Source organism: Pseudarthrobacter sp. MOO13 (assembly GCF_058267655.1).
The window spans coordinates 1-19,479 of the sequence record NZ_CM177848.1; the positions used below are offsets into that span (position 1 = coordinate 1).

The 19,479-nt window shown below is 63.8% G+C and carries 10 protein-coding genes and 3 rRNA genes; 9 read left to right on the forward strand and 4 right to left on the reverse strand.

The genetic code is table 11. The features are described 5' to 3' along the window. The first annotated feature begins 412 nt into the window (after positions 1–412). From AC4EEO_RS00005 to AC4EEO_RS00035, 7 genes are all read left to right on the forward strand, one after another. Positions 413–1,936, forward strand: a 16S ribosomal RNA gene (locus AC4EEO_RS00005). 528 nt (positions 1,937–2,464) lie between these two features. Next, positions 2,465–5,593: ribosomal RNA gene (locus AC4EEO_RS00010) — 23S ribosomal RNA — on the forward strand. 171 nt (positions 5,594–5,764) lie between these two features. After that, positions 5,765–5,881: ribosomal RNA gene (gene rrf, locus AC4EEO_RS00015) — 5S ribosomal RNA — on the forward strand. Together the 16S, 23S and 5S rRNA genes form the textbook arrangement of a ribosomal RNA operon. Before the next feature lie 240 nt (positions 5,882–6,121). Next, the gene (locus AC4EEO_RS00020) at positions 6,122–6,406 is read left to right on the forward strand and encodes an HU family DNA-binding protein (protein WP_011693739.1); all 285 of its coding nucleotides are present in this window, start codon (positions 6,122–6,124) and stop codon (positions 6,404–6,406) included. 114 nt (positions 6,407–6,520) lie between these two features. Then, entirely contained in the window at positions 6,521–8,680 is a 2,160-nt protein-coding gene (locus tag AC4EEO_RS00025; RefSeq protein WP_491339570.1) for a bifunctional copper resistance protein CopD/cytochrome c oxidase assembly protein, read from the forward strand. After that, complete coding sequence (locus tag AC4EEO_RS00030; RefSeq protein ID WP_491339571.1) at positions 8,680–10,689, forward strand: NHL domain-containing thioredoxin family protein; 2,010 nt, start codon at positions 8,680–8,682, stop codon at positions 10,687–10,689. Before AC4EEO_RS00025 ends, AC4EEO_RS00030 begins: the two co-directional genes overlap by 1 nt. 559 nt (positions 10,690–11,248) lie before the next feature. Beyond that, positions 11,249–11,728, forward strand: coding sequence for an endonuclease domain-containing protein (locus AC4EEO_RS00035; RefSeq protein ID WP_491339572.1), 480 nt, complete (start codon positions 11,249–11,251; stop codon positions 11,726–11,728). 130 nt (positions 11,729–11,858) lie between these two features. On the opposite strand, the gene AC4EEO_RS00040 is transcribed toward AC4EEO_RS00035, so the two are convergent. From AC4EEO_RS00040 to AC4EEO_RS00055, 4 genes are all read right to left on the reverse strand, one after another. Then, entirely contained in the window at positions 11,859–12,851 is a 993-nt protein-coding gene (locus AC4EEO_RS00040) for a hypothetical protein (RefSeq protein ID WP_196803377.1), read from the reverse strand. A 195-nt stretch (positions 12,852–13,046) separates the two neighbouring features. Then, positions 13,047–14,756, reverse strand: a complete 1,710-nt coding sequence (locus AC4EEO_RS00045) for a helicase HerA-like domain-containing protein (RefSeq protein WP_491339573.1) — start codon at positions 14,754–14,756, stop codon at positions 13,047–13,049. 49 nt (positions 14,757–14,805) lie between these two features. Next, positions 14,806–15,345 carry a GNAT family N-acetyltransferase gene (locus AC4EEO_RS00050; protein ID WP_491339574.1) on the reverse strand — a complete coding sequence of 180 codons (540 nt, stop codon included), beginning with the start codon at positions 15,343–15,345 and terminating at the stop codon, positions 14,806–14,808. Between the two features lie 20 nt (positions 15,346–15,365). After that, positions 15,366–17,333 (reverse strand): FAD/NAD(P)-binding protein, encoded by a 1,968-nt coding sequence (locus AC4EEO_RS00055; RefSeq protein ID WP_491339575.1) that lies wholly within the window; start codon positions 17,331–17,333, stop codon positions 15,366–15,368. Positions 17,334–17,616: 283 nt separating this feature from the next. Between AC4EEO_RS00055 and AC4EEO_RS00060 the strand changes: the two genes are divergently transcribed. Together AC4EEO_RS00060 and AC4EEO_RS00065 are read left to right on the forward strand one after the other, a co-directional pair. Beyond that, positions 17,617–18,660, forward strand: coding sequence for an amino acid ABC transporter permease (locus AC4EEO_RS00060; RefSeq protein ID WP_491339576.1), 1,044 nt, complete (start codon positions 17,617–17,619; stop codon positions 18,658–18,660). Beyond that, positions 18,660–19,469, forward strand: a complete 810-nt coding sequence (locus AC4EEO_RS00065) for an amino acid ABC transporter ATP-binding protein (protein WP_018763852.1) — start codon at positions 18,660–18,662, stop codon at positions 19,467–19,469. The genes AC4EEO_RS00060 and AC4EEO_RS00065 overlap by 1 nt, the downstream gene beginning before the upstream one ends. Positions 19,470–19,479 lie beyond the last annotated feature (10 nt).

The following is a 19,479-nucleotide window of genomic DNA, read 5'->3' on the forward strand; positions in this document are numbered from 1 at the left end:
GCGTGTATTGTTTTCTGAGTCGCCGCCGCTGATGCGGAAAGATAGCGGCGAAAACCCCCTTCTGAACGGCCTGGAAAATGGTTCGCTTTGTGGCGAGCCTGGTGGGTTGGGGTGGTCTTCTTCCTGGTGTGGGTCCTGGGTGATGGATTTGTGTTGGGGTGGGGGATCGGGTAAGTTTGGAAAGTTGCTCCGGAGCGATCTGCGACTGGTTTTTGGTTGTGGTGGTGCCGGGTGTGTCTGTTGTTTGAGAACTCAATAGTGTGCCAAGTTTGTTGATACCAATTGTTTTTTGATTGGTTGTTTTGACTGGATCCGCCACCCCGTGGTGTGGTCTGGTTTTTACAGCTGGTTTCAAATTTTGTGCAGCCGGGTGTGGTGTTATTTCCACCTGCTTGGTTGTGTCTGTTTTTCTTCAACGGAGAGTTTGATCCTGGCTCAGGATGAACGCTGGCGGCGTGCTTAACACATGCAAGTCGAACGATGAACTGGTGCTTGCACTGGGGATTAGTGGCGAACGGGTGAGTAACACGTGAGTAACCTGCCCTTGACTCTGGGATAAGCCTGGGAAACTGGGTCTAATACCGGATATGACCTTCCATCGCATGGTGGTTGGTGGAAAGCTTTTGTGGTTTTGGATGGACTCGCGGCCTATCAGCTTGTTGGTGGGGTAATGGCCTACCAAGGCGACGACGGGTAGCCGGCCTGAGAGGGTGACCGGCCACACTGGGACTGAGACACGGCCCAGACTCCTACGGGAGGCAGCAGTGGGGAATATTGCACAATGGGCGGAAGCCTGATGCAGCGACGCCGCGTGAGGGATGACGGCCTTCGGGTTGTAAACCTCTTTCAGTAGGGAAGAAGCGAAAGTGACGGTACCTGCAGAAGAAGCGCCGGCTAACTACGTGCCAGCAGCCGCGGTAATACGTAGGGCGCAAGCGTTATCCGGAATTATTGGGCGTAAAGAGCTCGTAGGCGGTTTGTCGCGTCTGCCGTGAAAGTCCGGGGCTCAACTCCGGATCTGCGGTGGGTACGGGCAGACTAGAGTGATGTAGGGGAGACTGGAATTCCTGGTGTAGCGGTGAAATGCGCAGATATCAGGAGGAACACCGATGGCGAAGGCAGGTCTCTGGGCATTAACTGACGCTGAGGAGCGAAAGCATGGGGAGCGAACAGGATTAGATACCCTGGTAGTCCATGCCGTAAACGTTGGGCACTAGGTGTGGGGGACATTCCACGTTTTCCGCGCCGTAGCTAACGCATTAAGTGCCCCGCCTGGGGAGTACGGCCGCAAGGCTAAAACTCAAAGGAATTGACGGGGGCCCGCACAAGCGGCGGAGCATGCGGATTAATTCGATGCAACGCGAAGAACCTTACCAAGGCTTGACATGAACCGGTAATACCTGGAAACAGGTGCCCCGCTTGCGGTCGGTTTACAGGTGGTGCATGGTTGTCGTCAGCTCGTGTCGTGAGATGTTGGGTTAAGTCCCGCAACGAGCGCAACCCTCGTTCTATGTTGCCAGCACGTGATGGTGGGGACTCATAGGAGACTGCCGGGGTCAACTCGGAGGAAGGTGGGGACGACGTCAAATCATCATGCCCCTTATGTCTTGGGCTTCACGCATGCTACAATGGCCGGTACAAAGGGTTGCGATACTGTGAGGTGGAGCTAATCCCAAAAAGCCGGTCTCAGTTCGGATTGGGGTCTGCAACTCGACCCCATGAAGTCGGAGTCGCTAGTAATCGCAGATCAGCAACGCTGCGGTGAATACGTTCCCGGGCCTTGTACACACCGCCCGTCAAGTCACGAAAGTTGGTAACACCCGAAGCCGGTGGCCTAACCCCTTGTGGGAGGGAGCTGTCGAAGGTGGGACTGGCGATTGGGACTAAGTCGTAACAAGGTAGCCGTACCGGAAGGTGCGGCTGGATCACCTCCTTTCTAAGGAGCACCTACAACGGTTGCTGTCCCGTGTATGCGGGGTGGTGGTGTTGTCAGGAGTAAAGGCCCGTTTCGCGGACGAGTGTTTCGTGGCGGGTGCTCAAGGGTGGAATATCAACAAATAGCGGTCGTGGTGTTTTCTGCTTGTCTTAGTACGAGCCAGTGATGGTTCTGGAACGGTGGGTGGGTGATGGCGCGGTTTAGTGTTTGGCACACTGTTGGGTCCTGAGGCAACAGGGCCACGGATGGCTCCTGCCTGTTTGGGTGGGGGTTGTTGGTGGGTTTGTTTGTTTCTGGTTTCCTGGCTGCATCGATCATGCATGGGTGCGTCTGCTGTTGCGGGCGTGGTGTGTGGGGTGTGTGGTTTGGGGTTGTTGTTTGAGAACTACATAGTGGACGCGAGCATCTTGTATAAGAAGCAATTTCCAAGAATATGAACCTGGATCTGGCTGCGCTGTTGATGCCCTTTGTGGGTGTTGGGGTGTGGTTGGTTTCTGTGGTTCTCTCGAGAAATTTTTTGATCTTTGTGGTCAAGTTTTTAAGAGCACACGGTGGATGCCTTGGCATTAGGAGCCGAAGAAGGACGTAGGAATCTGCGATAAGCCTGGGGGAGTCGATAACCGGACTGTGATCCCAGGGTGTCCGAATGGGGAAACCCCGCTGAGCGCGCGAGTGACTTGGTGACCCGTACCTGAACACATAGGGTGCGTGGGGGGAACGCGGGGAAGTGAAACATCTCAGTACCCGCAGGAAGAGAAAACAATAGTGATTCCGTTAGTAGTGGCGAGCGAACGCGGATCAGGCTAAACCGTTCCATGTGTGATAGCCGGCGGGCGTTGCATGGTCGGGGTTGTGGGACTTTCCATACCAGTTCTGCCGGGCTGGTGGGGTGTGATGTGCGCGCATAGGTGAACGGTTTTGAAAGGCCGGCCAGAGAGGGTGTTAGTCCCGTAACCGTAATGTGTTTGTGCCGCCTGTGAGAGTATCCCAAGTAGTACGGGGCCCGAGAAATCCCGTGCGAATCTGTCAGGACCACCTGATAAGCCTAAATACTCCCTAATGACCGATAGCGGACCAGTACCGTGAGGGAAAGGTGAAAAGTACCCCGGGAGGGGAGTGAAACAGTACCTGAAACCGTGTGCTTACAATCCGTCGGAGCCAGTCTGATTCTGGTGACGGCGTGCCTTTTGAAGAATGAGCCTGCGAGTTAGTGTTACGTCGCGAGGTTAACCCGTGTGGGGCAGCCGTAGCGAAAGCGAGTCTGAATAGGGCGTTGCAGTGGCGTGATCTAGACCCGAAGCGAAGTGATCTACCCATGGCCAGGTTGAAGCGACGGTAAGACGTCGTGGAGGACCGAACCCACTTCAGTTGAAAATGGAGGGGATGAGCTGTGGGTAGGGGTGAAAGGCCAATCAAACTTCGTGATAGCTGGTTCTCCCCGAAATGCATTTAGGTGCAGCGTTGCGTGTTTCTTGCTGGAGGTAGAGCTACTGGATGGCTAATGGGCCCTACAAGGTTACTGACGTCAGCCAAACTCCGAATGCCGGTAAGTGAGAGCGCAGCAGTGAGACTGTGGGGGATAAGCTTCATAGTCGAGAGGGAAACAGCCCAGACCACCAACTAAGGCCCCTAAGCGTGTGCTAAGTGGGAAAGGATGTGGAGTTGCCCAGACAACCAGGAGGTTGGCTTAGAAGCAGCCACCCTTAAAAGAGTGCGTAATAGCTCACTGGTCAAGTGATTCCGCGCCGACAATGTAGCGGGGCTCAAGTACACCGCCGAAGTTGTGGCATTCAAACATTTACTAAGCCTTCGTGGTTCAGGTGTTTGGATGGGTAGGGGAGCGTCGTGTGGGCGGTGAAGTCGCGGTGTAAACCAGCGGTGGAGCCTACACGAGTGAGAATGCAGGCATGAGTAGCGAAAGACGGGTGAGAAACCCGTCCGCCGAATGATCAAGGGTTCCAGGGTCAAGCTAATCTGCCCTGGGTAAGTCGGGACCTAAGGCGAGGCCGACAGGCGTAGTCGATGGACAACGGGTTGATATTCCCGTACCGGCGAAAAACCGTCCATGTTGAACAGGGGATACTAACCGCCCGAGACCTGCCCGCTCACCCTTGTGGTGTTGTGGGTTTTGGTGGAGCGCGGGACCTGATCCTGGGAGGCAAGCGTATTAACAGGTGTGACGCAGGAAGGTAGCCGAGCCGGGCGATGGTTGTCCCGGTCTAAGGATGTAGGGCGAGTGGTAGGCAAATCCGCCACTCATGGTGCCTGAGATCTGATGGGACCCCCGTTTGGGGGGATTTGGTGATCCTATGCTGCCGAGAAAAGCATCGACGCGAGGTTTTAGCCGCCCGTACCCCAAACCGACACAGGTGATCAGGTAGAGAATACTAAGGCGATCGAGAGAATTATGGTTAAGGAACTCGGCAAAATGCCCCCGTAACTTCGGGAGAAGGGGGGCCCCAACCTTGATACACCTTCGCGGTGTGGAGGGGATCGGGGCCGCAGAGACCAGGGGGAAGCGACTGTTTACTAAAAACACAGGTCCGTGCGAAGTCGCAAGACGATGTATACGGACTGACTCCTGCCCGGTGCTGGAAGGTTAAGAGGACCGGTTAGCCTCACGGCGAAGCTGAGAATTTAAGCCCCAGTAAACGGCGGTGGTAACTATAACCATCCTAAGGTAGCGAAATTCCTTGTCGGGTAAGTTCCGACCTGCACGAATGGAGTAACGACTTCCCCGCTGTCTCAACCATAAACTCGGCGAAATTGCAGTACGAGTAAAGATGCTCGTTACGCGCAGCAGGACGGAAAGACCCCGAGACCTTTACTATAGTTTGGTATTGGTGTTCGGAGTGGCTTGTGTAGGATAGGTGGGAGACGTTGAAGCCCGGACGCCAGTTCGGGTGGAGTCATCGTTGAAATACCACTCTGGTCACTTTGGACATCTAACTTCGGCCCGTAATCCGGGTCAGGGACAGTGCCTGATGGGTAGTTTAACTGGGGCGGTTGCCTCCTAAAAAGTAACGGAGGCGCCCAAAGGTTCCCTCAGCCTGGTTGGCAATCAGGTGTCGAGTGTAAGTGCACAAGGGAGCTTGACTGTGAGAGAGACATCTCGAGCAGGGACGAAAGTCGGGACTAGTGATCCGGCGGTACATTGTGGAATGGCCGTCGCTCAACGGATAAAAGGTACCTCGGGGATAACAGGCTGATCTTGCCCAAGAGTCCATATCGACGGCATGGTTTGGCACCTCGATGTCGGCTCGTCGCATCCTGGGGCTGGAGTAGGTCCCAAGGGTTGGGCTGTTCGCCCATTAAAGCGGTACGCGAGCTGGGTTTAGAACGTCGTGAGACAGTTCGGTCCCTATCCGCTGCGCGCGCAGGAAATTTGAGAAGGGCTGTCCTTAGTACGAGAGGACCGGGACGGACGAACCTCTGGTGTGTCAGTTGTACTGCCAAGTGCACCGCTGATTAGCTACGTTCGGATGGGATAACCGCTGAAAGCATCTAAGCGGGAAGCTCGCTTCAAGATGAGATTTCCATACACTTTATGTGTGAGAGGCCCCCAGCCAGACCACTGGGTTGATAGGCCGGATGTGGAAGCGAGGACTAACGACTCGTGAAGCTGACCGGTACTAATAGGCCAACAACTTACACCACACAGATACATACAAAAATCTGCTTGCGTCCACTATGTGGTTCCCAACCAACAACCCCCAACACCCGGGGTTTGATACGGCACGGAACCAACAACTGAATAACAACACCACACATGTTGTAACCACAGTCTTCCCACCAACCCCACAAAGGGGTTGGGACGGGTAACAAGGTTACGGCGGTCATAGCGTGGGGGAAACGCCCGGTCCCATTCCGAACCCGGAAGCTAAGACCCACAGCGCCGATGGTACTGCACCCGGGAGGGTGTGGGAGAGTAGGACACCGCCGGACACACACCACTGGTCGAGGCCCCAACCAACACGGTTGGGGCCTCCCACATTTAAAAACACCACCACCCACCCCCGTGAAGGGGTGGATATAGCCTCCGAATTCGGTGATTAACCTCAAAAAGTCGCGGAAACACGCGGAATTTGCGGATCGGAACGTCCCAAGCTGGTAAGTTTTCGAACAGTGGCTTGCGCGCATGCCGCGTGCAGGCTTCAGAATCAAGAATCGTCCAGGAGGACATAAATGGCTAAGAACCGTAGTGAACTTGTTGCAGAGGTAGCTGGCAAGGCCGGCACCAGCCAGGCTGCCGTCAACTCCGTCCTCGACGCTCTGTTCGAGGTTTTCGAGACTTCTGTCGCCGCCGGCGAGAAGATCACCATCCCGGGCTGGCTCGCCGTAGAGCGCACCGACCGTGCCGCTCGCACCGGCCGCAACCCGCAGACCGGCGAAACCATCCAGATCGCAGCAGGCCACAGCGTCAAGCTGACCGCCGGCTCCAAGCTGAAGGCTGCTGTCTCCAAGAAGTAGAGCATTCTCCCTGTCCGGCGCGCAGCCGGCTGGAAAGGAGCGGCAACCCCATGGGTTGCCGCTCCTTGGCTTTAAGCCGGATTCGCCGCCCGGGCAGGCGTAGCGGACAATGGAATGGTGTCTTCTGCCGCAAAACCCCGTTCTACCGCGCCCCAGTCCGAACCTGGCAAGGGAGCCCCGGTCCGGGACGCCGGGATCAGGGGAATCCCGTTGCCCTGGCAGCTGGCGGGACTGGCAGCCCTCATCCTGGGCCTCACGGCAGCACTGCTCTTCTCCGGCGCGGCAGCAGCCCGCAGCGTCGCGGATCCCGGCGCCCTGGTCCGGTGGGGCCTTCCCATCAGCAAGGCCATCCACAACGTGTCACTGGCCACCGTCGTCGGCGGCCTGATTTTCGCCGTCGGCATCCTCCCCAAGAACCTCAACGCCCGCAGCCGCGACCGGGAAACATCCCGGGATGCAGGCCCCGAGCATCCGGCCTTCACCCGTGTCCTGGCCGTGGCAGCCGCAGCGGGCGCAGTGTGGACGCTATCCGCCATTGCTGTCCTGGTCCTCACCTACGCCGATATTGCGGGCCAGGGGCTCTCCGGGGACCCCGCGTTCACCCAAGCCCTGGTGTACTTCATGACGGATATCGAAACGGGCCGGGCGTGGCTCGCCGTCACCATCATCGCCGCCGTAGTGACAACCGCGCTCTTTGGCGTAAGGTCCACCGGCGGCCTGTTCCTCACCCTCATCCTGGCCCTCGTCGGCCTGGTCCCGGCAGCCCTGATCGGGCACTCGTCAAGTTCCTCAGACCACGAAGGGGCCATCAACTCGCTGGGCCTGCACTTGGTGGGCGTGAGCACTTGGGTGGGCGGCATCATTATCCTGGCCATGCTGTCCGGCATCCTCACCGGACCCAAGGCCGGCACGGCAGCTGATATCACCGAACCGACCCTCCGCCGCTTCTCCACACTGGCAGGCTTCGCCTTCGTGCTGGTTTTCGCCTCCGGCATCATCAACGCCAGCATCCGCGTCACCAGCTGGGCAGACCTCTTCGGATCGGCGTACGGCCAGCTGATCCTTGCCAAGACGGCCGGGGCCGTGGTGCTGGGCGGCATTGGCTTCATGCACCGCCAGTGGGTCATTCCGCAGCTTGGCCGCAAGGGCGCCGCCATGTCCTCCCGGCGGGTGCTGTGGCAGCTGATCCTGGCCGAGCTGCTGGTTATGGGTGCCACCTCCGGCATCGCGGTGGCGCTGGGCCGGTCCGCCCCGCCGCAGCCCACCACGCTGGCGCCGGATGCTTCGCCGGCCTTCATCCTCAGCGGCTATGAACTCCCCCCGGAACTCACGCCGGAACGCTGGCTCACTGAGTGGCGCCTGGACTGGCTCTGGGTCGCCGTTGCCCTCTTCGGCCTGGTGTCCTATTTCCTGGGCGTGGCAAAGGTCCGCCGCCGGGGCGACAGCTGGCAGTGGTTCCGTTCCGTGAACTGGGTCATCGGCCTGGTTGTCCTGACGTACATAACGTCCGGGCCGCCGTCGGTCTACGGCCGAGTCCTCTTCTCCGCGCACATGGTGGACCATATGGCACTGACCATGGTGGCGCCGATCTTCCTGGTGCTCGGAGCGCCGGTGACACTTGCCTTGCGGGCACTGCCCGCCCGCAGTGACGGCTCCCGGGGTGCGCGCGAGTGGCTGATGGTTTTCGTGCATTCGAAGTTTTCCCAGCTGGTGACGCATCCGTTGTTCGCGGCCGCCAACTTTGCCGGCTCGATCGTGCTGTTCTACTACTCGGACCTGTTCGGGTATGCAATGCGCGAGCATGTGGGCCACGAATTGATGAACCTGCACTTCCTGCTCACCGGCTACATTTTCGTGCTGACCATGATCGGCACCGACCCGCTGCCGCGCAGGGCGCCCTACCCCATGCGCCTCCTCCTGCTCCTGGCAACCATGGGGTTCCATGCCTTCTTCGGCGTCTCCATCATGGGTGGCACCGGTCTGCTGGCGGCCGACTACTTCGGCAACCTCGGGCGCGCCTGGGGGCCCTCCGCCCTCGGTGACCAGCAAGCAGGCGGGGCTGTGGCCTGGGGCATCGGCGAGGTGCCCACGCTCCTGGTGGCGATCGGCGTCGCCATTATGTGGTCAAGGTCGGACCAGCGGGAGACAAAACGCGTGGACCGGGCGGCGGACAGGAATAACGACGCCGATCTGGCCGCTTACAACGATATGTTTGCCAAATTGGCTGAACGCGACGCCAAGCTGGCTGACCGCAACAAGCTGGAAGGACGCTGATGAGCGAAACCGTACGCACGCACGCCCGGGTCAGGGCCTCCGAACTGGTGGGCCGCAACTGGTTGAACACCGGCGGCAAGAGCCTGGACCTCGAAGCCCTGCGCGGCAAGATCGTGCTGTTGGACTTCTGGACCTTCTGCTGCATCAACTGCCTGCACGTCCTGGATGAGCTGCGGCCGCTGGAAGAGCAGTACTCGGATGTCCTGGTCACCGTGGGGGTCCACTCGCCCAAGTTCGAGCATGAAGCGGATCCGGTGGCGCTGGCCGCCGCCGTGGAGCGGTACGAGATCCACCACCCCGTCCTGGACGATCCCGAGCTGGACACCTGGAAGGCCTACACTGCCCGCGCCTGGCCCACCCTGGTGGTCATCGACCCCGAGGGCTACATCGTGGCGCACCTGTCCGGCGAGGGCCACGCGGACGGGCTGGCGGTGCTGATCCCCGAACTCATCGCCGAACACGAGGCCAAGGGCACCCTCCACCGGGGTTCCGGCCCGTACGTGGCGCCCGAGGCGACCTCCGGCACGCTGCGCTTCCCGGGCAAGGCGTTGTTCCTGCCGCCGGGCCGCGGCTCCACGGCCGTGGCGGGAACGTCCGACGCCGGCAGCTCCCCGGATGCCGCCGCCAAAGGTTCCTGGCTGGTCACCGACACCGGGCATCACCGCCTGGTGGAGCTCGGTACGGACTTCACGACTGTCCTGGCCACCTTCGGCTCCGGCAACAAGGGCCACGCCGACGGTCCGGCCGCCGGTGACGATGCCACCGCCCGGTTCAACGAGCCGCAGGGCCTGGTGCTCCTCCCGGAAGATGTGGCAGCCAAAGCCGGGTACGACGTCGTCATTGCAGACTCAGTGAACCACCGCCTCCGCGGGCTGTCCCTCAGCTCAGGCAAAGCCTCCACGCTGGCCGGGAACGGCATCCAGCGCCTGCTGGAGACCGGACCCGCGCGGGTGGACGAAGAGGCAGCCGGCTTCACCGGACGCTTGGGCGGACACCCCCTTGAGGTCTCGCTGAGCTCACCGTGGGACGTTGTCTGGTCGCGCAAACTGAACGCGGTGGTGGTGGCGATGGCCGGAACCCACCAGATCTTCAGCTTCGATCCCCTGACCGGTGCCGTGTCCATCGTGGCGGGCAATGGGCTGGAAGGACTGCTGGATGGTCCGGCCCACGAAGCCTGGTTCGCCCAGTCCTCCGGCCTGGCTGAGGACGCCGACGGCAACATCTGGGTTGCGGACTCCGAAACGTCCGCGATCCGCAAGCTGGTCGTTGGCGAGGACGGCTCGGTGACGGTTGAATCCGCCGTCGGCAAGGGCCTGTTCGACTTCGGTTTCCGCGACGGTCCCGCCGCCGAGGCCCGGCTGCAGCACCCGCTGGGCGTGACCGTCCTGCCCGACGGTTCCGTGGCCATTGCGGATACCTACAACGGGGCCGTGCGCCGGTACGACCCCGCGTCCGGCACGGTGTCCACGCTGGCACGTGGCCTCGCTGAGCCCTCCGACGTGATCGTGGACCACACGCAGTCCGCCGGCTCGGAGCCGCTGCTGGTGGTGGTGGAGGCCAACAAGCACCAGCTGGTGTACGTTCCCATTCCCAAGGAAGCGCAGCAGGTGGATGAAGGCGCATCCCAGACCCAGCGGCCCAAGAGCCCCGTGGCCTCGGGCCCGCTGGAACTGACGGTCCGCTTCACGGCTCCCACCGGGCAGAAGCTCGATGACAGGTGGGGAGACCCCACCCAGCTGAAGATCTCCTCCACCCCGCCCGAGCTGTTGGTCTCCGGCGGCGGGACGTCCGTGGGGCTGCTGCGCACCCTTGAGTTGTCGCCCGACGTCCCGGAAGGCGTGCTGCACATTACCGCCCGTGCCGCGGCCTGCGACGGACCCGAGACCGAGGACGGCGAGATCCCCGACCACGCAGCCTGCCACCTCTACCAGCAGGACTGGGGCATCCCGGTGGTCCTGCAGGCCGACGGCGACACCGAGCTGGTCCTGGACCTCCGCGGAATGGACTGATACTGCCTCTGGTTTGCTGAAAGGCTGCTTCCTTGTGACTCCGCGTCACGGGAGGCAGCCTTTCGCGTTCCCGGCATGGCGGCCGTCCCGGAATTCCGGGCTTTTCGCAGACCGCCGGCCCTGAAAGCGTGCTCTGCGTGACGCTGGCCGGGTCCTCCGCTGTCCACATAGGGCGGCGCCGGGGTATGGGCGGCCCTCAGAAGCCGGGCACCATGGCCGGGTGGATGCCCTCAGAGCCTTGGAAGTCTGCGGCGGAGCCGCGCGAAGGCCCGCCCTGGCCAGACTGGGAGTGGATGACGCCGCCCTTCGGAGGGCAGTACGGGCGGGGGTCCTGCAACCGGACCGGGGTCTGTATGCGCTTCCGACGGCGCCTCCGGACTTGGTTGCCGTGCTGCGAAACCGGGAGTTGTTGACCTGTTCCAGTGCTGCGACTGCATATAGCCTGTGGTCGCTGCCCTCGGACGGAAAACGCCACGTCTACCACCGCCGGCAGGAGGCGGTCAGTGGCGAGGCAATCCATCATTCCGGGCTCCTGCTCCCACCGTCCCGGGTCCAGCCCGTGGCCGCTCTGGCTGATGTTCTGATCCACGCGCTTCGATGCCTGTCTTTCGCGGGATCGCTGATCATGGTGGAGTGCGCCGTAACCCGCGGCGACATGACCGTTGATTTCCTGCGCCAGCGCTTGCCGGGAAAACGCAACGGAAAGGCCAGGGCGGTCCTGGACTGGGTGGATGGCGGGGCGGATTCCCTCCTCGAGACGCTGGCACGCACATACTTCCGGCAAGCGGGAATCCAGGTGCAGCCGCAGGTGTACCTGGAGCGGGTGGGGTATGTGGACCTGCTGCTGGACGGATGGCTGGTCGTTGAACTGGACGGGAGGCAGCACGCGGAGTGGAAACAGGTTCAAAGGGATCATCGCCGAAACAATGAGTCGGTCCTCCAGGGATATACAGCCCTTCGCTACTACTACGCCGACGTGGTGTACGGGCCGCAGGCGATGGTGGAGCAGGTGCTGACTGGGCTGCGGCGGCGGCGCTAACTTGCCGGTGGTGTCACGCGGAGCAGGTTTTTGCGTTCCCTGAGCGGACGCAGCCCCGCAAACCCAGGGGCTGCGTCATGTGCCACTGTTGAAAGCGTGCCTGGCGTGACGCGGCGGGTAGGGGAGGGGCCTAGAAGCTCAGCATCGGGGTGACCTTGACGGTGTCACCGGCTACGTCCAGACGGGTGGTGAAGCTGAAGTCCACCTCCGCATCCAGGGGATACCAGGCCCCGGTAAAGGCATTCTGCTGGAGCGCCTCCACCTTGGCCTTGCCGTCCAGCGGTGCCACCACCCAGCGGCCGTCGAACGGTTCCACCGATACGCCCGGGTACTCGGTCACGGTCCACTTGATGCTGCCGTCCTGGACCCTGTTGTTGCTGGCGTAGTAGAAGGGGCAATCCGGCTGGAGCTTCTGTTCCTTGACCGCTTCTGCCGCGCAGCCGTCAAGGAATTCACGGACCTTGGCCGCAACATCGTTCTTCAGCTTGTCCGTGGCCTGGGTCAACAGGTTCAGCGGAGCCACCGGGGAGTCCTTGGAGGTGACGGTGGCGCGGGTGGCGGGCGCCGAGAAGTACTGCCCGTTCAGGGATGCCTCGTATTCGCCGGGATAGAAGACGGCAAAGGAGTTGCGGCCGCCCGGCATGTTCACCGGAACGCCGTTGACGGTGGCCTCGTTGCCGTTAACCACGGTCATGTCCACGGTTGGCAGCCGGGACGGGACAAAGGCCCAGGTGTTGAAGAAAAGCCACTCGGTGCCGGTCTTCTGCAGCAGGAACTCGGTGCGGAGCCGGCTGCCGTCGATCGTGTACTCCAGGGGCACCATCACCTGGTTGCCGGGGCGTTCCTCGGGATCGCCGACGTCGACGTTGGACAGCCGGGACGCGGCCGTCTGCAGCCCGCTGCCGTCAAGCATCGCGGCGTTGCCGGGCGGGACAGTGGCGCGCAGGATGCCCAGCGCCCGTCCGCCGTCACCGCTCCTGAGTGCGTCCAGGTACTCCCTGACCGGCTGCTGCGGACTGGCCACGGTGTTGTTGACGATATTGATGGCCACGACGGCTCCGGCGATGGCAAGCATGAGGCCCAGCAGCCATCCGGCCGCGATCCTCACCAACGCTTGACTCATCTGCACGTTTCTTACAGTAACGGCAGTGCGGACGCACTCTAAAGTTGGTGTCCCCCCTAATCCGGCGGGCGGGACACCGATAAGGCCCGACGGCGGGTGGCCGGCAGGGTCAGCGGGTGGGGCCTGACGTCGGCGCGCAGCACGTACCGGCGGCCAGGCGGCAGCAGAGCACCGGACTCAGCGGAGCCGGGGGAGTCAGCGGCGGCGGCGCCGGGTGGAAGAGGTGCCGAACACGCCGCGGAGCAGTTCGCGTCCCAACTGGGTGCCCATGGAGCGCGCCATGCTCTTCAGGCCGCCACCCAGGGCGCCGCCGAGCACACCGCCCAGGTCCCCCATCATGCCGCCGGGCTCGGGTTGAGGCTGGGGCTCGGCGGGCGGCCGGGGAGCGCGGGTTGCTGGGGCCGGGGTTGGCGCGGGCCGGCTGCTGGGCCGGCCCAGGATCTCCTCCTCGATCCGGCGGGCCTCGGCGTCAACGTCGTAGGCCGCCGGCGCGGACTGGCCCCCCGGCATCCCGGCGGACGGTTCCGGCGCGGCCGGGCCGGTGGGTGCCGCCCCTTTGCCGGTGAGCTTTTCGTAGGCGGAGGGGTTGTCCACGGCCGTCCCGTACTTGCCCAGCAGCGCCGAGCCGGCCACCGTGCTCCGCACTAGCGCGTCCTCGGCAGGACCCATCACGGATTCCGGCGCGCGGAGCCGGGTGAGGGCAACGGGCGTGGGCGCCCCCTTCTCATTCATGACGGTGATAACGGCCTCGCCGATTCCGGCCGAGGTCAGGGTTTCCTCGAGGTCGTAGTCGCTGACCGGGAAGGTGGACACCGTGGCCTTGAGCGCCTTGGCGTCCTCGGGGGTGAAGGCGCGCAGGGCATGCTGGACCCGGTTGGCCAGCTGGCCCAGGACGTCGGCGGGCACGTCCTTGGGGGTCTGGGTGACGAAGAAGATCCCTACTCCTTTGGACCGGATCAGCCGGACCGTGGTGGTGATGGCGTCCAGGAAAGCTTTGGAGGCGCCGTTGAAGAGCAGGTGGGCCTCGTCGAGGAAGAACACGAGCTTGGGTTTGTCCAGGTCGCCGGCCTCGGGCAGGTCCTCGAACAGGTCCGCCAGCAGCCACATGAGGAAGGTGGAGAACAGCATGGGCTTGGTCTGCAGGGTGGGCAGTTCCAGGCAGGTGACCACACCGCGACCGTCCGGAGCAGTGCGGAGGAGCTCGGCGGTATTGAATTCCGGCTCACCGAAGAACTTCTCCAGCCCCTGCGCCTCCAGGTTCACGAGTTCGCGCAGGATTACCCCGGCAGTGGCCTTGGACAGGCCACCGAGTTCCTCCAGCTTGTCCTTGCCCTCGTCCGAGGTGAGGAACTGGATGACGGCACGCAGGTCCTTCAGGTCGATGAGCTCCAGGCCGTTCTTGTCCGCGAAATAGAAGACCAGCTGCAGGCTGGATTCCTGGGTGTCGTTCAGCTCCATGATCCGGGCGAGCAGGACCGGACCGAAGGAGGTGACCGTGGCGCGGACCGGGACACCGTTGCCGTCCCCGCCGAGCGCCAGGAATTCCACCGGAAACGCCTTCCCCGCCCAGGGCTGGCCGATGCTTTGGGTGCGGGCGGTCAGTTTGTCGCTCCCGACGGCGGCTGTCGCCAACCCGGAGAGGTCGCCTTTGATGTCGGCCAGGAAGACGGGGACGCCGGCGGTGGACAGCTGTTCGGCCATCATGTGCAGCGTGACGGTCTTGCCCGTACCGGTGGCGCCGGCCACCAGCCCGTGCCGGTTCATCATGGCCAGCGGCAGCCGCACCGGCGCGTCCTTGTGGAGTTCGCCGTCGATGATGGCGGCCCCCAGCTCGATGGTGGCACCTTCCAGCGTGTAGCCCTGCTGGATGGTGGCAAGCTTCTCTGCTGTGGTTTTCGTGGCCATGGCGTTAGCTTAGCGGCGGGCTGCCCCGGATGGGACGGTACCCGCCCGGTCAGTTCAGCGGCCCTGCGGGCAGGTCCTTGGTGAACGCCAGGGGCCCGATGGTTTCCGGGTCCGCCGCAAGGTCGAACTGCGCCTGGTAACCGGTGTTCAGGTAGAGGTGCTTGGCCTCCGGCTGCCGTGGCCCGGTGGTGAGGTACAGCCTGGTGTAGCCTCGGGCGGCCGCCAGGGCCTCGAGTTCGGCGAGCACCACGCGGGCCAGCCCGCGACGGCGGTGGGCCGAGTGGGTCCAGATCCGTTTCAGTTCCGCCGTGGCGGGGTCGTACCGGCGGAACGCGCCGCCGGCGATCGACTCGCCATTTTCCTGGATCACCAGGAGGGCGCCATGGGGGCCTTCGAATTCGGCCGCCGGGTAGCGGTTCAGTTCCTCGGCCGCGGCGCCGCGGCCAAACAGGTTCCCGTAGCGGGTGTCGTATTCGACGGCGAGCTCGTCCAGGAGCGGGCGGACACGGGGATCGTGCATGGGCAGGCTGAGGACCGTCAGGGCGTTGGGGTCCAGGGGCCTGGGACGGAGGCCGGGTTCTGCGGTCACTGGTCATTCCTTGTCACGGATCAGGTCTTTCCGACGGCGGCTGGCTGGGGAGTTGCTGGTACTGAAACTACCGGTTCTTCGGGAGCCGGGGCGGACGCGCAGGCCAGGTCCCGGGCAGCTGCGAGGACGGTCCGGGCCAAGGCGTCATTTTCCCGGAACGGTGCGGCGTTGGTGTGCGGGCGGGCGAAGGCGCCGGCGCCCCACCCGGAGGTTCCCGGGCCCACTGCGAAGAGGGTGGGCTGGGGTGCGCCGCCGGAATCCACCAGCTGGTGCCGGGCCGAGACCAGCAGTTTTCCGGTGGAGTGGATGCCGTCCGAGGTCAGCAGCTGCTGTTCGCTGCCCAAACCGGTTCGGTGCAGCGAGGCGAGCACCGGGTTGAGCGAGCGGGCCACGGACGTGGCCGGGAGCCGTGCCTCGATCAGGGCCGTGGCTGGCACCGTGATTCCGGACTGCCGCGATGTGGCGACGAAGGTCCCTGTGGTCTCGTCGGCGGTCACGTTCAGGCCCGGGCCCAGGAACTGCAGCAGGCCGGCCCGGTGCAGTGCGAGCATCTGGCGCAACCGGTGCGGCGGGGGTCCGGAATCGACGAAGCTGAAGAAGCCGTGCCACCAGCCGTGGACCACGTGCTGGGAGCGCGCGTTCAACCGCTCCGGCGGAACCACCCGGCCCACTTCCATATATACGTGCAGCAGGGCCAGGAACAGCGCGAGCGTCTCCGGATGGTCCGGGCTGTCACGCAAGGCAAGGTCGTGTTCGATGTAGCCGGCCACGGCGTCCTGCACGTCCTCGTGGCCCGTGAAGGCCCGGCCGTCGAAGGGCCGGTCCAGCCGTTCCAGGTCCAGATGCAGTTCTGGGTCGGGGACCGCGGCGGCAACCAGCGCTTCGCGGCCGCCGCTGTACCAGTCCAGCTCCGCGTACCGGGCGGCGAACTCGCTCCACCCCATGGCGGCACGTTCGGGAGTGCCCGTCAGGAGCTCGCGGTAATAGCAGTAGCCGGTTTCCTTGGCGATGAGGGGCCACAGGTCCCGGCGGAAGTCCAGTTCTCCGTGCTGCTCCAGCAGGGCATCCACAGCAGCGGCCGTGAAGAACTGCAGCGGCCCCGGCGCCTGTCCGCGCAGGGCTGCGGAAATCTTGGAGTGGTAGGGCACGCCCCGGCGGGAGCCGGCCCACAGCCGTGGTTCGCGCCCGGACGGAAGGTAGCGCAGCCCGCCGTCGGACGTTTCCTGGAACCTGCCGCCGCGGCCCTCCATGAGCAGGACCAGCAGGTCCACGAAGGCCAGGCCCATCCCGGAGACGATCACGTCCTGCCCCGGGCTGATGGGGGAGTAGTCGACGTCGGTGGTGTAGCTGGGTGCCGCGTGGTAGCCGCCGTGCCGGTCGGCGAAGTCCGAGAACCCCGCGGACACGGCGTCCGGGCGGGAATCCGTGTGGCCCAGCGCCGTCACCACGATGTCCGCGTGCAGGGTGCGGCCGTTGCGCAGCTCGACGTCGTGCCCGCCGCCTGGCCGGGGCGTGATGCCAACGGCCGTGGTGCGGTGCACGGTGACGCTGCGGCCCAGCGATTTGGCGGCGCGGCGGAAGAACCATTCGAGGTATTGGCTCTGCAGCCGGCGGGTGGGAAACGTGGTGCCGGTGAGGGCCCGGAGCTGGTCCCACAGGGGCTGCGGAAAGTCCGGGACGTCGATGATGGAGGCATCCAGCACGCCCGCTGCCCATTCGGCCAGGCCAGGACCGGGGGCCGCCGGTCCGGCGCAGTCCACGGAATCGTCGGTGAACATGGTGATGTCCGCGGCCATGGAGTTAAGCAGGAGGCCCGGGTCCTGGCCGTACCGCCAGATGCGGCCGGAACCCGGGATGTGCGGTTCCACCACATGGAGCTGCAGCGGGCCGGCGAAGACGTCCGGCCGGTTGGCCGCGATCCGTTCGAGCACGCCCGCCGTGCGCGGTCCGCCGCCAATGAAGACGATGGCCGGGATGGTGGCTGGCATGGGTACTCCTGACGGCCGGGGCTGGGTTGATTGCCCATGCTAGGCAGCCGTGACGACGCCGGTCGAGCGCCTGGTCACGGCCGTTAACCCCGCGTCACAGCGCGTTAAGGGACGCAAAAAACCGACGCATGACGCCGTGCGAAGCCCCGTGAAGTATTGCAACCTGCCGCCTTGCTGGCCCGCTCCGGCCGGTCCTAGATTTGCAGCCAGCACCGGCCGCCACGCCCCGTATCGACGGGCAGCGGCCCACAAGGAAAACCCAGCACGAGAAGCGAGGTGGCGCATGAGTTCAGCAACAGGGGTGGCGCAGTCCCAACAGTCGCAGCCGGTACCGGCGGCGGAAGCGCCGCCGGCAGGAACAGGCACGTCCGGCGCCGGCGGCTCCGCCACGGAGGTGGCGCCCCGGGTGGCAAAGGACTACTCGTCCTACCGGGTGGTGGCCGCCAAGCATCCGTTGCGCTGGGTGGGGACTGCCGTCGTCGCGCTCGGTGTCCTGGCCGTGGCATGGTCGCTGGCCACCAACCCGCGCTGGGAGTGGGGGGTCGTGGCCCAGTGGTTCACCGCCCAGTCCGTGGTCAACGGCCTGGTGGAAACACTGAAGCTCACGGCGATCTCAGGTGTCCTCGGGTTCGTGCTGGGCTTCATCCTGGCGCTGATGCGGCTCTCGGCCTCGCCCCTGCTGGTCTCGGTGTCCTGGACGTTCTCCTGGATCTTCCGGTCCACGCCGCTGCTGGTCCAGATGCTCCTCTGGTACAACCTGGGCTACCTGTACGAAAAGATCAGCCTGGGGATCCCGTTCACCGATGTCCGGTTCTTCGAAGTGCAGACCACCACGCTGATCAGCCAGTTCGCCGCAGCCGTCCTGGGCCTGACCCTGAACCAGGCCGCCTACTCCGCGGAGATCATCCGCGGCGGCATCCTGTCCGTGGACCAGGGCCAGCTGGAGGCGGCGGCCGCACTGGGCATCCCCGCCTGGCGCCGCTCCACCCGGATCGTGCTGCCGCAGGCCATGCGCGCCATCCTGCCCACCGCCTTCAACGAGATCATCGGCCTGGTCAAGGGCACCTCGATCGTCTACGTCCTGGCCTACTCGGAGCTGTTCTACACAGTCCAGGTCATCTACAACCGCACCCAGCAGGTCCTGCCGCTGCTGCTGGTGGCCACGCTCTGGTACATCGTGATCACCTCCGTGCTGAGCGTCTTCCAGTACTACATCGAACGCCACTACTCCAAGGGCGCGGTGCGGAACCTGCCGCTGACGCCCCTGCAGAAGGCCCGCAAATTCTTCGCCACCCACGCGGCAGTGCCCAACCGGAGGAACTCCTGATGACTGACACCCTCACCGCCCCCACAGCCACCCGCGGCCTGGTGGAAATCACCGGCGTGCGCAAATCCTTCGGCCCCACGGAAGTCCTCAAAGGCGTCAGCCTCACCGTGGAACCGGGCGGGGTGGCCGTGATCGTGGGCCCCTCCGGCTCCGGCAAATCCACCCTGCTGCGCACCATCAACCACCTGGAAAAGGTGGACGGCGGCCACATCACCATCGACGGACAGCTGGTGGGCTACAAACTCCGCGGCGACCGGCTGCACGAGCTGCGCGAAAAGGAGATCCTGAAACAGCGCACCGACATCGGCATGGTGTTCCAGAACTTCAACCTGTTCCCGCACCTCACTGCCTTGGAGAACGTGGCGGAAGCCCCGGTCGTGGCCCAGGGGCGGTCCAAGGAGGACGCCCGCCGCCGCGGCCTGGAACTCCTGGACCGGGTGGGGCTCAAGGACCGGGCCGGCGCCTATCCCCGGCAGCTCTCCGGTGGCCAGCAGCAGCGCGTCGCCATTGCCCGGGCCCTGGCCCTGGATCCCAAGATCCTGCTGTTCGACGAGCCCACCTCCGCACTGGACCCCGAGCTGGTCAACGAAGTGTTGGACGTCATCCGCGAACTCGCAACGTCCGGCACCACGCTGATCATCGTCACCCATGAGATGGGCTTCGCCCGCGACGTGGCGGACACCGTGGTGTTCATGGACCAGGGCCAGATCGTGGAACAGGGCACCCCCAAGGAAATTTTCAGCAACCCCCAGGAACCGCGCACCCGGAGCTTCTTCTCCAAGGTGCTGGAACCGGCCTTCAACATCTAAGGACCTCTCC

What these genes read in the sequence shown, in the direction of transcription:
- AC4EEO_RS00065 (WP_018763852.1), top strand. Translation starts at nt 18,660, where the DNA reads ATGACTGACACCCTCACCGCCCCCACAGCCACCCGCGGCCTGGTGGAA.
- AC4EEO_RS00055 (WP_491339575.1), bottom strand. Translation starts at nt 17,333, where the DNA reads ATGCCAGCCACCATCCCGGCCATCGTCTTCATTGGCGGCGGACCGCGC.
- AC4EEO_RS00040 (WP_196803377.1), bottom strand. Translation starts at nt 12,851, where the DNA reads ATGAGTCAAGCGTTGGTGAGGATCGCGGCCGGATGGCTGCTGGGCCTC.
- AC4EEO_RS00020 (WP_011693739.1), top strand. Translation starts at nt 6,122, where the DNA reads ATGGCTAAGAACCGTAGTGAACTTGTTGCAGAGGTAGCTGGCAAGGCC.
- AC4EEO_RS00060 (WP_491339576.1), top strand. Translation starts at nt 17,617, where the DNA reads ATGAGTTCAGCAACAGGGGTGGCGCAGTCCCAACAGTCGCAGCCGGTA.
- AC4EEO_RS00045 (WP_491339573.1), bottom strand. Translation starts at nt 14,756, where the DNA reads ATGGCCACGAAAACCACAGCAGAGAAGCTTGCCACCATCCAGCAGGGC.
- AC4EEO_RS00025 (WP_491339570.1), top strand. Translation starts at nt 6,521, where the DNA reads ATGGTGTCTTCTGCCGCAAAACCCCGTTCTACCGCGCCCCAGTCCGAA.
- AC4EEO_RS00030 (WP_491339571.1), top strand. Translation starts at nt 8,680, where the DNA reads ATGAGCGAAACCGTACGCACGCACGCCCGGGTCAGGGCCTCCGAACTG.